Annotated in this window: 16 protein-coding genes and 1 riboswitch; all 16 genes read right to left on the bottom strand. The window is 44.8% G+C overall.

Annotated features, from left to right (window positions below; translation table 11 throughout):
* Positions 1-16: 16 nt before the first annotated feature.
* The 16 genes from cybH to AWB54_RS09005 all read right to left on the bottom strand — a co-directional run bounded on the left by cybH (position 17) and on the right by AWB54_RS09005 (position 13,036).
* Positions 17-664, bottom strand: coding sequence for a Ni/Fe-hydrogenase, b-type cytochrome subunit (cybH, locus tag AWB54_RS08930; protein WP_061214262.1), 648 nt, complete (start codon positions 662-664; stop codon positions 17-19).
* A gap of 11 nt (positions 665-675) precedes the next feature.
* Entirely contained in the window at positions 676-2,118 is a 1,443-nt protein-coding gene (locus AWB54_RS08935) for a nickel-dependent hydrogenase large subunit (RefSeq protein ID WP_082736115.1), read from the bottom strand.
* Positions 2,118-3,182 (bottom strand): hydrogenase small subunit, encoded by a 1,065-nt coding sequence (locus AWB54_RS08940; protein ID WP_061214263.1) that lies wholly within the window; start codon positions 3,180-3,182, stop codon positions 2,118-2,120. Before AWB54_RS08940 ends, AWB54_RS08935 begins: the two co-directional genes overlap by 1 nt.
* 81 nt (positions 3,183-3,263) lie before the next feature.
* A complete protein-coding gene (gene hypB / locus AWB54_RS08945) occupies positions 3,264-3,929 on the bottom strand; it encodes a hydrogenase nickel incorporation protein HypB (protein ID WP_061214264.1) in 666 nt (221 codons plus the stop codon).
* Complete coding sequence (hypA, locus tag AWB54_RS08950) at positions 3,929-4,282, bottom strand: hydrogenase maturation nickel metallochaperone HypA (RefSeq protein ID WP_061214265.1); 354 nt, start codon at positions 4,280-4,282, stop codon at positions 3,929-3,931. Before hypA ends, hypB begins: the two co-directional genes overlap by 1 nt.
* A 144-nt stretch (positions 4,283-4,426) precedes the next feature.
* A riboswitch (molybdenum cofactor riboswitch) is annotated at positions 4,427-4,545 on the bottom strand.
* A 349-nt stretch (positions 4,546-4,894) separates the two neighbouring features.
* Entirely contained in the window at positions 4,895-5,692 is a 798-nt protein-coding gene (locus AWB54_RS08955) for an energy-coupling factor ABC transporter ATP-binding protein (protein ID WP_082736116.1), read from the bottom strand.
* Positions 5,685-6,650: a cobalt ECF transporter T component CbiQ gene (gene cbiQ, locus AWB54_RS08960; RefSeq protein WP_061214266.1), complete on the bottom strand. Its 966-nt coding sequence runs from the start codon at positions 6,648-6,650 to the stop codon at positions 5,685-5,687. Before cbiQ ends, AWB54_RS08955 begins: the two co-directional genes overlap by 8 nt.
* Before the next feature lie 4 nt (positions 6,651-6,654).
* Complete coding sequence (locus AWB54_RS08965) at positions 6,655-6,969, bottom strand: PDGLE domain-containing protein (RefSeq protein WP_061214267.1); 315 nt, start codon at positions 6,967-6,969, stop codon at positions 6,655-6,657.
* The gene (gene cbiM, locus AWB54_RS08970) at positions 6,962-7,678 is read right to left on the bottom strand and encodes a cobalt transporter CbiM (RefSeq protein WP_061214268.1); all 717 of its coding nucleotides are present in this window, start codon (positions 7,676-7,678) and stop codon (positions 6,962-6,964) included. The genes AWB54_RS08965 and cbiM overlap by 8 nt, the downstream gene beginning before the upstream one ends.
* Positions 7,679-7,933: 255 nt before the next feature.
* Positions 7,934-8,734: a CooT family nickel-binding protein gene (locus AWB54_RS16700; RefSeq protein WP_082736117.1), complete on the bottom strand. Its 801-nt coding sequence runs from the start codon at positions 8,732-8,734 to the stop codon at positions 7,934-7,936.
* Positions 8,727-9,338 carry an FmdE family protein gene (locus AWB54_RS08980; RefSeq protein WP_061214269.1) on the bottom strand — a complete coding sequence of 204 codons (612 nt, stop codon included), beginning with the start codon at positions 9,336-9,338 and terminating at the stop codon, positions 8,727-8,729. The genes AWB54_RS16700 and AWB54_RS08980 overlap by 8 nt, the downstream gene beginning before the upstream one ends.
* Positions 9,339-9,381: 43 nt before the next feature.
* Complete coding sequence (locus AWB54_RS08985; RefSeq protein ID WP_061214270.1) at positions 9,382-9,804, bottom strand: DUF3842 family protein; 423 nt, start codon at positions 9,802-9,804, stop codon at positions 9,382-9,384.
* Between the two features lie 272 nt (positions 9,805-10,076).
* Positions 10,077-10,991 carry an MBL fold metallo-hydrolase gene (locus tag AWB54_RS08990; protein WP_061214271.1) on the bottom strand — a complete coding sequence of 305 codons (915 nt, stop codon included), beginning with the start codon at positions 10,989-10,991 and terminating at the stop codon, positions 10,077-10,079.
* A 53-nt stretch (positions 10,992-11,044) separates the two neighbouring features.
* Positions 11,045-11,296, bottom strand: a complete 252-nt coding sequence (locus tag AWB54_RS08995) for a DUF4491 family protein (protein ID WP_061214272.1) — start codon at positions 11,294-11,296, stop codon at positions 11,045-11,047.
* A gap of 212 nt (positions 11,297-11,508) precedes the next feature.
* Entirely contained in the window at positions 11,509-12,246 is a 738-nt protein-coding gene (locus tag AWB54_RS09000) for an amino acid ABC transporter ATP-binding protein (protein WP_061214273.1), read from the bottom strand.
* Entirely contained in the window at positions 12,230-13,036 is an 807-nt protein-coding gene (locus AWB54_RS09005; protein ID WP_061214274.1) for an amino acid ABC transporter permease, read from the bottom strand. Before AWB54_RS09005 ends, AWB54_RS09000 begins: the two co-directional genes overlap by 17 nt.
* Positions 13,037-13,042: the final 6 nt, after the last annotated feature.

Consider the following 13,042-nt stretch of genomic DNA (forward strand, 5'->3'; position numbering starts at 1 on the left):
TGCTTATCCACATGCATCAAGCACCAATACTTTCTCCTGGAGCCGGTGCGTGTTCCTCATGGGTGCCATGGTCAAAGTCGGCCGGAATCTTACCGGTAAACATGGATTTCAACACCGGAACACCTTCGGAGATATCCAGGTAAACATGAGCCAGTACGGATAATACAAATAGCCAGGTTACAATATAGTGAATAACCCTGACTGCCATATAGCCACCCAACCATCCACTTACTGCCATAAACATATCAGGCTTGTATAATACGAAACCTGTAATAATTTGGATTAGCGCCATAAAGAGCCAACCGGTGTACATCATTTTCTGTCCGGGGTTATACTTACCATAGTAAGGATGGCTATCCGCCATAAAGAGATAATATTTCATCATGCTGGGAAATTTGGGGGTATCCTTGGTGACACTAAACACTATGTTTTTAGCATCATCAGCCACTATGGCATAATACACCCGACCCAACACTCCAACACAAAGCAGATAAGCCATGCCAAAATGAATCATACGAGCATTGTCCATGTTGGCGAAGAGCCGGAAAGACTCCGGAGCATGAATATAGAATCCGGTTAAGCACAGCATGGTGATGGCGATCATATTGGTCCAGTGAAAAATCCTGATCCAGATAGAATGTCTGTCCTCCATCTGTTTTACCATTTTGTCACCCCCTAATTAATGGCAAACTTACTGACGGTTTTCTTATCAGGGGTCATGATATGAATAGCACAGGCCAGACAAGGATCATAAGACCTCACTATTCTTACTATCTCCACTGGATTCTTAGGATCTTTCACCGCAGTTCCGATTAAGGCCTGTTCCATAGTCCCCATAACGCCTTTGGCATCCCGCGGCGACATATTCCAGGTGCTGGGAACAATAGCATTATAAACTGAGGTTCTCTGATGTTTGATTACATTCCAGTGTCCTAATGCTCCACGGGCTGCTTCGGTAAGTCCCATACCTACTGCTGAGCCAGGAATCTTATGGGGAGTAGATACTGGTTTTCCGGGTTCTACTTGACCAACCCATTCATCCAGGGCATGAGCAACGGCTGAGGCTTCAATAGCCCGGGCAAAGTGACGGCCCATTACGGAGAATGCTTTTTCTCCCAGAGCAACAACATCCTTTTGCTTTAAAATCCACTGGCGGGCCAGGGGTCCTACTTCTACGACCTCACCGTTATAACGAGGGGCCTTAATCCAGGAATAGGCATCCTTCTTTTCCGCATTAGGGGTTACCACCGCTTCAACCGGCTTGTTCCCGCCGGTATCATCTTCGTACCAGGAATACTTTACTTCCTCCGTAATATAATCCGGTTTCAATTCCTTGTACTGGCCACGGATATAGACACCCGAGGGGAAGAACTTTTGCTTATTAACATGATCCATACCTTCTTCCAATGGGAAAGCGCCATAAGCCAAGGCACCCATGGAACCACGCCCAACATCAAAGAGATCGGAATAGGCTCCGGCCACTGCTTGTACAATCGGGATATAAACATTGTCTATAAATGCAGTTATTTCCTTTAAGCGATATTTAAACTCAATTACCTTCTGGGCATCCGGAATCTCGGTTACCCCACCAGGAGTAATGGCCTGCTGGTGAGGCATCTTCCCGCCCCACAGAGCCGTCATTTCATGGGCTTTACGGCGCATTTTAAGGGCTTCCAGGTAAGTTTCTACCGCCTTTTGGTTAACATCAGGAGGCAAACGATAGTCTGCTTCATAACGAGGAATAAATGGCGGTATATCGGGACCTTTTACATAGTCTAAAGCGGCCAAATGGAAAAAGTGAAGAATATGAGATTGCAGATAATTAGAACCGAGAATAAGGTTGCGAATAATACGACCGTTGGGGGGAGGTTCAATTCCAAAAGCGTTATCCAGGGCCAGCGTACCCGCGCTGGCATGGCCGACCGGTCAAACCCCGCAAATTCTCTGCATTATTTGCTGGGCATCACGCGGGTCACGTCCCCTCATAATTAACTCCATGCCTCTAAACATCATCCCCATAGATTTGGCATCAACTACTAAACCACCCTCAACCTCAACTTCTACCGCCAGGTGGCCTTCAATTCGAGTTATGGGATCTATCATAATTTTATCTGCCATTAGTTGTCACCTTCTTTCTCAGCATCGTTCTTTTTAGGCCCGATGCGGCCGGTGGCGATGTTACCCGCTAAATGCCCGCCTATACCCAGAACCGCGGCAGCACCCAGTACTCCACCTATCTGGTCAATAGTGGCAGTCATAGCCGGTGCTATTGGCATTTCAGGAATTCTCTCGTACATAGGCCATCCCGGGAATTGTGGTTCAGTACAAGCGATACAGGGAGCACCAGCCTTGATGCACCAGTTTACACCGCCATTCCATAGGCGGGTGGTGGAATCACAATGAGCGATGGGACCCTTGCATCCGATTTCCAGCAAACATCCTGGATCACCGAAATTTTTAGCAAATATGGCATTGTCAAAGTATTGACGCCTGGGGCAATTATCATGAATAATTCCGCCGAAGAACATCTTGGGACGTCCAAAGCTGTCTACTTCTGGTACATCCCCATAGAGCAGTACATGAGCAATGGTTCCAATCATCCAATCGGGATGGGGCGGGCAGCCCGGAACATTTACTATGGGAACTGTCTTTATTATTTCGGAAACGGGTTTACACTTGGTAGGATTCGGTGGGGTGGCAGGGATTCCCCCAAAAGCCGAACATGTGCCAAAATTCAGAATTGCCGCTGCCTGGCTGCCGATTTCTTTTACTGCTCTCTCGAAAGTAAGGTGCTGTCCATCTTTTTCACCAATTATACAATACATCCCGTCTGCGGCAACTGGTACTGCTCCTTCCACCACCAGGAAAAATTGACCTTTAAATTCCTCGGCAGTTTTATAAAGGGCTTCCTGAATAGCCAGATCTCCGGCCGCAGCAGAAATATTAGGATGATAACGCAAGCTGATTACTTCCGTCAATACCTTTTCAATATCCGGTGAAACCGTATTCAAAATGGAGATTGAACAACCAGTACAACTTCCTCCTTGAATCCAAAGAACTGGAGGTGCACCAGCGGCAACAGCTTCTGCCATAAACGGCGCCAGATAACTGGACAGGGATATGGCCGCAGCGCCACCTGCACAGAGACGGATGAAATCACGTCTACTCAATTTGGTAGGCATTTTACACATTCCCCCCAATCAATTTATAGAAAATACTCCTTGCATTTTATACAATCCCAAATCTATTGAGTTTATATCTATCTAAAAACGGTTCTGCTTTTTGCTCACCTCCTCCAGTAACCATTCAGTCCACTCTTTTACTCCCTCGCCCGTGCGTCCAGAAACCAGGAAAACTATGGCCGACGGGTTGATTTGAGCCAGATCCTCTTGGAATTTTTCCAGGCTGAAATCGGTATAGGCTAGGAGATCAATTTTATTTAAAAGGATCACCCTGGCTTCTCTAAAAATTAAAGGGTATTTCAAAAGCTTATCGTTTCCCTCAGCGACACTGAAAACCACCACCCGGAAATCCTCTCCCAGGTCAAACTCGGCCGGGCAGACCAGGTTGCCAACATTTTCAATAAAAACCAGCTGGTAATCACTGGCAGGCAATCTTTCTAAAGCCTTATTTACCATCCCCGCATCCAGGTGGCAGGTCCCTTCGGTGTTGATTTGCACCACTTCTACGCCTTTTTTTCCGATCCTTTGGGCGTCCTGATCGGTATAAAGGTCTCCCTCAATTACTCCGATCTTAAGCTTTCCTGTTATTCCTTCCAGGCTCCGCTCCAGAATGGTAGTTTTTCCTGCACCCGGTGAGCTCATTAAATTAATAACCAGAGTCCCATCCTGCTCAAATAGCTTGCGATTTTTTCTAGCCAGGAGTTCATTGGCTCCCAGAATATTACTTCCCAATGCTATCTGTACCATCAATTCTTGTCCCCTTCATAATGGTCAATATATAATTCCCGACCACGTATTATTTCCACATTTACGCCATTACAGAAATTGCAAACAAAACGATAGTCTTTATCGACAACGAACTCCTGCTGGCAGTCACTGCAACGGCACTGTATCTCCTGCTCTTCTATCTCCAGTTGCGCCCCCCGGAACAAATCGTCCTGCTCTCCCAGAACCTGAAAGGCAAACTGCAGGCTATCCGGCAAAGCCATGGAGAGTTTGCCAATAACCAGCTTTACCCTGGTGATTCGTACAATATCATGCTCCAGCGCACTGGCCCGGACGGTATTCATTACTCCTTCTATCAGCGTTACCTCATGCACTCTAAACACTCCTCAAAAAGGGGATGTCATTATTTCACTTGGATAATTTCAAAATCTGCATTAAAAAAGCCCAGCTAAAGAAATGCTGGGCACAGATGCACAATCATAAGCAGTTGAACCCTTCATGGGTACGCTTATCAAGTACCTGCCTGCTGAGCATCTCCTTTTCGCAATACGGGAAGGCATATCCGTTTCCGCATATACCCACAGGCTTTTAAACCATAGTACACCTTAGGTCTAAAAGCTCGGAGAACTTTATAATTTGGGGCTTAACCCGGCCAATTCCGGCCATTCATTTTCCAAGAGCCTTTTCTAAATGATTAATTATCCTGTCCCTTTCCAAGACAAGCTTTCGAGAAAATCAGTCATTACCATTAAATTATCTTTTTGCATCGGCAAGCTATGAATACCTTGGTTCAGGCTTTTCTTTTAAGCTGAACCACAACATTTAACCCAGGGAAAACATAGGATTCATTCCATGTTAAATCTTTCACCTGGATTCTCTATTTACAAATATTTATAGCTGATTTATAGACTTTTGGCAAGAGCAAATTAAAAAGTTCCATATAATTCTTCATTTTCTGCCCCAGGTAAGAGCTTAAAAAAACAGCTTTATTCATGGGTATAACAATGAATATGTTCACCCTCACCGTGAATATGACAATATTCATCTATCAGGTTTACTTCCATTAATAAATCCCGGTTTTCCAAAACGTCGGAGGCAGGGCCGTCATAAACCAGGCAATGCTGCTCGGATAGAACCAGAGCTCGCTCCGAGATACTATGGGCCAGAGCTAAATTATGGGTAGAAGTAACGATGGTTCTTCCCCCCCGCTTTAATTCCAGCAGAAGATCAACCAACCAACGCTGTGTCTTGGGATCCAACCCGCTGGTCGGTTCGTCCAGAATCAAGACTTGAGGATTGAGCACCAGCACTGAAGCCACTGCTACCTTTTTCTTTTCCCCTCCACTAAGACGATAAGGCGAACGCTCTTTAAGGTGTTTGATCCCCAGCAAGTTGATAACATCATCCACCATTTCCCGCACTCTATCCTGTTCCCAGCCTAATTGCAAGGGACCGAAAGCTATTTCATCCCAAACTCGGGTGGTAAAGAGCTGGACATCGGAGTTTTGAAAAATAAAACCCAGCCTCCGGTGATACTCCTTGGAAAAAGCCTCATTTTCCATTGCTTCTTCGTTTATAACCTGGCCAAAAGCTCTGAAAATACCCTCACTGGGAAAAACCAGAGCACAGAGTATTTTTAAAAGAGTGGATTTCCCTGAACCATTAGCCCCGAGAAGTGAAACACTCTCGCCTTTCTGAATAATAATACTTAAATTATTAAATACCGGCTGAAAGTCCTGATATTTAAAGCTAACCCGGTCAAGATAAAACAACTCTTTATCCAAAAAATGCTCCCCCAAAGGTTATGCTGAATGTTAATACAATTATAATTAATATTGCAGCGAAGTCCAGTCGCCCCATTTTCATTTCCTCAATACTTACGGCTTCCCCGGTATAACAACGGGAAGCCATAGCCTGGTAAACCTCTTCCGAAAGGGTCATGCTCCGCACGAATAGAGCTGCAATAGAAGAAGCAACCATCGCCCTCTGGGTCTTTGGGGGTAGTTTTCCCACCGTTCGCAAGCTGCGGGCTTCATACATTTCAATGGAAATATTAAGCAGCAACAAAAGATAACGAAAGCTCATTTCAACAATCATAATAAAAAGCTGCGGCACCCCCAGCACTTGCAAGGAGCGAAGCAAACGAGCCACCGGCGTGCTTATAGCCAGTAATATACCGAAGGTCAGGGATATGCCCACCCGCAAGAAAAGAAAGGCTGCCGAGCAAGCCCCCTGCCAGCTAATATACAAGACAGCAGGCAGTTTTATTCCTAAGAACTGCGCACCTTCACCAAAAGAATGTATTTTAAGCAAGATATCTCCCGGATTAAAAATATTCAAAGTGGCGGGCAGGGATATTAGTAAAGTAAGAAGGGGAATAAAAAGCCAGATTCTTTTCTGCAGGGATAAAACCGGCAGGTGAGAACAATACATGAGGACCAGGCTCAAGAGCCATAGGGCGAGCAGTACCGTGATACTCCTGGTTAATCCGGCCAGGAGTATCACGATTATAGCCATAATAAGCTTACTTCTAGGATCAAAACGCTGCAAAAGCCCGTCCTGACCCGCATAGTATTCGGCAGTCAGGTCATCCGCCAGGGTTTTCTTCATTTCGTTAATGGTTCGGCCCAAAAAGCGATGTGTTTTGCGGCCAGAACAGGGGGCGAAAGTACCGGGATCATTACCCTGCTCCATCCATAGAGGTAGTTTGATGCGATTGCCGGAATCCATTTGGTTTAACATTATATCAGTCTTTCGCTATTTTACTTAAAATTAGTATTGCAGCGGATACCAGAATTACTCCTACCATGGCCGAGAATATATATCCAAAGGCAGCCTGGCTAAAGGTGGCATCCATACCAGGTATTCCATAATCAGGCAGTAGCGAATGCTGCCAAAATTCAGCCAACTTTTCCAGTCCTGCAGGAATAAAGCCGACTTCCTCAACCAACTCGTCCAGGCCCCATTCACCAAAAGCAGTTCCCGTAGCCAGCAACCCCAGAGGGGATAAAATGATTAGTGTACCCAGAGCCAGCCATAAAGCCTTATAGTTTCTAAACATGACTATCCACCCCCCAGTTTTTACCGCCAGCAATCATATTTCGGGACAGCATTTCGGGATAGTTCCTACTCACAAAAAGCATACCTAACGAAGTGACTATCCCTTCTACCGGTCCGGCTAAAAGCAGGTGTTCGGACATCATGGCCGCTATAGCCACCTTGAGAGGGTACATGAAATATAGGGGTGTACCATCCGCCGCCTGAAACAGGTGGTACTGGGAGCCAAATTCCAGGGCAGTTATGAAGGCTGCTGCGTTCAACGCTACATAACCGGCTAAAAACGCAGCTACCACCGCTCGTCCGGACGTGCTATCCGCATTGCCTCTTATCATCCTGTAGACATAATAGCCCACAAATGACATAACCAAAGCAATATTAATACAATTGGCTCCAATGGCCATAACTCCCCCATCACCAAAAACCAAAGCCTGGATGATGAGGGCTACCGACACTCCAACAAAAGCAGCCCAGGGCCCCATAAGTATAGCCAATAACACTGCCCCCACCGCGTGAGCCGAACTCCCCCCGGGAATCGGCAGGTTAAACATCATGATTACGAAAGAAAAGGCAGCTCCCACAGCTAATACTGGAACCTCTCGTTTTTTTACTGTTTCTCCAACTTTTTTTACACCCACTGCCAGTAAAGGTACCGCGGCTACCAATAAAGGTATGGCTGTCTGCGGCGCCAGGTAACCGTCCGGTATATGCATTAGTCATTCCTCCCCCAAGTCCGTTTTCATAAATAAACAGATTGGCTCCATTGCAGAAAAACAAAAAACCACGACAAAATAAGCCGGGCTTCAAGCCAGCATATACCTTCATGGTTTGATCTCCAGAATATACAATTTAGTTAAATATTCAAAACTTATTGTCTGTGCTGCATCTTCGTGACACAATTGCAAACAATATTCTGCAAAAAAATCAATATTCCTGCAAAGATTTAAGGGTATTTTACCCTGAATATCTTAAAAACTTTTCATCAAGGTAAAAGTGCTGCGTATTTCCCCATCATTAACCGAAAATAGGTAATTTCCTCTGGCGGTCAGAAATATTTTTACTTTACCTTCATCATTAGTGTTCAGCTTATGCGGGTAATCCCGATTATGGGTGCCGGCAAAAGTCGCCCGAACCAGTACTCCCGGTAGTGGCTTGCCTTCTTTTAAGACCTGAACTTCATAGCTCTCTCCCATTCGGGCATGGCTATAATCACAAGGAATAATTTCCAACGGTAAACCTATGGCTTGCAAACCGCGATGGTGATGATGCCCAACCTCCACAACTACTTTGGCATAGTTATCTATTTTCCCGCTTTCCCGAACATAAACTTGAACCAGTCCATCCACCTCAGACCCCAGGTTGATCTCTCCACAATCCTCTTTCTCCGCGATATCAATCTGCCTAGCTTCTCCATCCACCACGGCGAAGGCCTTTAGTTCAGGACAAGCAGGCTTACCCTCAGCCCGCATATTATATCCCTGAAAAACCTTTAACCTGACCTCTTCTCCCTCATGGAAATGACCATGGTCGGTCTCAGGCTCCAGCCAGATTTCTTTATCCGGAGTAATGATTTCCTGTTTTACTTCCTCCAAAACGACCCTATGATGTACTAATTCCATCTCACGGATTCGGGCTTGTACTATCTTTCTCTCTCCAAAAATACTCTCCAAAAATATATTGTTGTCCTCGCCAGGAATTATTCGATCCACCTTTTCCATGAGGATTTCTTCCCGACCCTCACGGTTAATATAAACATTAGCCTCACACATTTAATTCACCTCCAAATTCCGCCTGGCAAGAAGGGCACAGCTTACCTCTTTCACTGATAATTACCCGGGTCTCCATAACTCCCTCACCACATAGTGCACAAGGAATAGTCTTATGAATGCGAGCTTTGGCTGGGATCTCATAAGGGACTTCCCGCCACTTAAAAAGCTCCTCAAAAGAAGCGGTCATAATCTTTTCGAAAAGTTCTCCCACCAGGTTCTCCTTTTCAGCTACCTCATCACTGCTCAAGCTGGTTTTCTGGTTCAGTTCTCGAAAACGCTTGAACTGAGGTTTAGCAAGAGCGTCAATGTTTTGGGAAAACCTAACAGCTTTGGACTTTTCCCGGCTGCCAATGGTAAAAACACTTTTGCCATAATCCTTGAAAATGAGGTTTCCCTTGCCAAAAGTACAACCCAGTATGGCCTGAATAGCATCAACCGCACAGGAATCGGTCTCAACTATCGCCACCAGTTCCTCATCATAATCCCGGCCAACCCCCAGGTATTCCTGAGCAAACTCAGCAACCCTGACTCCCATCAAAAGCCCGGGACAGATATGTCCATGAAACTGAATAGCCAGTTCCAGAGGGGGCATGTCTTTACACACTTTCTCTTCCACCTTTCTCTAACTTGTCCCCAATAAGAGTATTTTATGACTTTTTTTCATCATACAACTTTTTTACCCGGTTTACCAGGTGATCCACCTGAATAGGCAAAGGTTCGTCATAAACCCCTGAGATCTCTATTCCACAGCGATTTAAAGGTATGAGAATTTTAATCGCTTCCGAAGAAGCAATCGCCTCCGCCATGCGCGGTGTTAGTTCTCCGGAATAAGAATTAGCAGCCAAAATAGCCACCGAGCCGGCAATTATGTCTGCCCTTTTAAGCGAGTAAGTAACGGCATTCTCACCACTAGCCCCTTCATTAGCTCCAGCTTTCAGCATCATAGAACTGGCTACGGCATTGGTACCCAGAGCAATAATACTACAGCTTTGCCCCAATTCGTGACGAAGCTTTTCCACAATAACTCTTCCTATCCCCCCTCCTTGGCCATCGATTACTGCTATTCTCAAGCTCTCCCCCCCCTTTCTATATTTTTCACCTAAGTATAGCATAACTTTGCTTACATAAAAGCAAAGCACAGCAATGTGTTTTTTCCTGAAAAACATCGGGGCAAAAACCATTGATATGCTTAAGATTTCTCAATTATTCTTTTGTTTTATGATATTTAAGGCAACCGCCAACAAAGCATTGGGGAGCAGCGGCGATACAAATAGTAATGAAAAGGTATTTTTCACGCCAGCCCCTGGCGAAAAGGAAAATACTTATCAGGTACAGAAGTGGTTTAACAACGTTTATAGCGACCCTTTTCCACTTCTTCTACCATCCCCTCCCGCTGTAAAAACCGTATATGGTTGCGAAGGGTCATCTTTTCCCAGAATATGAGATAAATATCCCGACGCCCGTGGAAAACCATTTGATATTCAAGCAGTTCATCAATAGTATGCGCCTCTTTAAGCAAGTCCAAAATGCGCTCTTGCCTTTTAAAAACTACTCCGATATACTGTTCGAGCCTTTTTTCAATCTTATCTAAAATTGGCCTCCGGTGGGAGGGTACGATAAGGCCTGGGCTGATTTCTCGAATACGTTGAACTGAAGAAACAAGCTGGCCTATATCAGCACTATTACTGCTGTACCACGGTCCGGCTACTACCAAATCCATGTCGGCAGAAAACAAAATTCCCTCTTTTTCAATCCAGAAGCCATAATGCCCGATAGTATGACCCGGAAGGTGTATAGCCGTAATTTCAGTTTTTCCCAGTTGAAAACGTTCCATATCTTTAAAAATTCCCGCCAGCGGTATATAACGAAATCCCGGTTTTACGGGGACATCATCGGGAAGAGGGCTAACCTCACTGAAAGCTACCCTTTTTATTCCCGGCATCATTTCCGCCCATAGTTCATAACCATGAAATTTAAGATATTCGTTTTCATCACTATAAGTTTTGCTCTCTTCTTTTCCCGCATACAATCCTGCTCTGGGGAAAAAACTATCTCCATGAAGATGGTCAAAATGAGAGTGACTGATTAAAGCCAACTGCACCTTTTCACAAGGTATCTCTTGAAACGCTCGGCCTCCAGCCCCCAGATCCAATACGGCGGGGACATCATCTTCCACATAAAGACAGTTTCCATAAGGATATCTCGGACTATCTTCAGGAGTCACCACAAAAATCCTTGGACCAATCTGCTTTAACAAAGATTGCCACCACTTTCAAAAATCAAAAACTCTATAACCCATTAAGCAGCATATTAAGCTCGCCGTTTGCCCTGGTCAAACATCTCCTTTACCGACCACAGGTTAATAAAAGCATTATAGCCCCACCACATGGACCAGCCCACATCCTGCACTCTCAGCGAGAAATACAGGCAGACCAGCCCCAGCAAGAGAAACCCCACCCAAGGCCAGGTACCAAAGCGCAGTTCAAGTTTTACAACCAGTATATGATATATGCCAATTGTAGCCAGCACATAGAGACCGAAGTATAAACCTATCCAGTTCATTATCCAATTATACCTCCAATCTTCCAAGTGAAAAAAGTACGGGACTAATCTTCAGATTTTCTCCAGATAAACCTGTTATTTCCCCTCTGTTGATTAAGAACTTAAGGGGAGGCAGCATAAGCATAAGCTGTAGTTACAATCAGTATAGCAAAAATGCTAAAAAATGCAGGCATGACCATTGAAGGATATTAGGATAGGCAGAAGTCGGCGGGCTAATTCTCCAGAATCCTTTTTAGAAAAATACGGGTTCTTTCGTTATTGGGATTGTTAAACACTACATCAGGAACATCGTCTTCGACAATGACCCCGCTATCCATAAACACAACTCGGTTGGCTACATCGCGGGCAAAGGCCATTTCATGAGTAACAATCAGCATAGTCAAACCGCTTTTAGCCAGGTTCTTCATTACTTTGAGCACTTCACCTACCATTTCGGGGTCGAGGGCACTGGTAGGCTCATCAAACAGCAAAGCTTCAGGTTCCATGGAAAGTGCTCGCGCGATGGCAACACGCTGTTTTTGCCCGCCCGATATCTGATGGGGCTTGGCATTGATAAACTGCGACATACCCACCAATTCCAGGTAATCCAGGGCCGTTTTCTTCGCCGCCGCAGTATTCTTTTTTAACACCTTGACCTGTCCAATAACACAATTGTCCAATACGTTCAGGTTATTAAAGAGATTGAACTGCTGAAAAACCATACCCATTTTGGCTCTATATACGGCATTGGACATTTTTTGCTCCAGAATGTTTTGTCCGTGATACACTACTTCCCCGCTGCTCGGGATCTCCAGAAGATTTAAACAGCGGAGAAGAGTTGACTTTCCTGAACCACTGGAGCCGATTATACAGACCACTTCGCCTTTACTGACTGAGAAGTTAATATCTTTCAATACTTCAATCGCTCCGAAACTTTTCTGCAGGTGGTTTATTTTAATGATTTTTTCCATTTTTCTTGCTCCCTGTCGAAATCTTAATTTCCGCCTCAGGTACCGTTTGCGAACCATGGATGGTGTAGACCGATGGACCTTCTAATTTTGCTTCAAAATATCTAAGTATGCGGGTTACAGTAAAGGTCATTATGAAATAAATAATGCAGGTAATCAAAAATACTTCAAAATAGCGGAAGTTATTGCCTGCCGCCGAATTAGACTGGAAATAAAGCTCGGTAACCCCTATAACATTAAGCACTGATGTGTCTTTAATATTGATAACGAACTCATTGCTTAAAGCCGGTAAGATATTGCGAATGGCCTGAGGCAGCACAATACTGATCATGGTCTGAGCATGAGTCATGCCTATAGCATGTGATGCTTCAAACTGGCCTTTATCTATGGATATAATACCACCACGGACAATTTCCGCCATATAAGCCCCGGTATTTATGGAAACAATAAACACACCGGCAAATATCGGGGACATGCGTATGCCATAAATCATGGCACTGCCATAAAAAATAACCATAGCCTGTACCATCATAGGGGTGCCACGAAATACTTCTATATAGCAAAGCAAGAAATAATCAATTATCTTCAGAACGATTCTTTTAAACAGATTGGTATTGTGGTCAATGGGAATCGTGCGGATGATTCCTATTAATACACCAATAAGAAAACCTATAATCGTACCGCTAAGCGAGATTATAAGGGTAACCTGGGCCCCTCTCAAGAAGAGGGGCCAGGAACTTTGCAAAATATATAACACCCAGGTAATAAAACTACTATTTGCATCCACTGCCATCAGATA

Origin of the sequence: Syntrophomonas wolfei subsp. methylbutyratica, assembly GCF_001570625.1 — a bacterium.
Taxonomy (GTDB): domain Bacteria; phylum Bacillota; class Syntrophomonadia; order Syntrophomonadales; family Syntrophomonadaceae; genus Syntrophomonas; species Syntrophomonas methylbutyratica.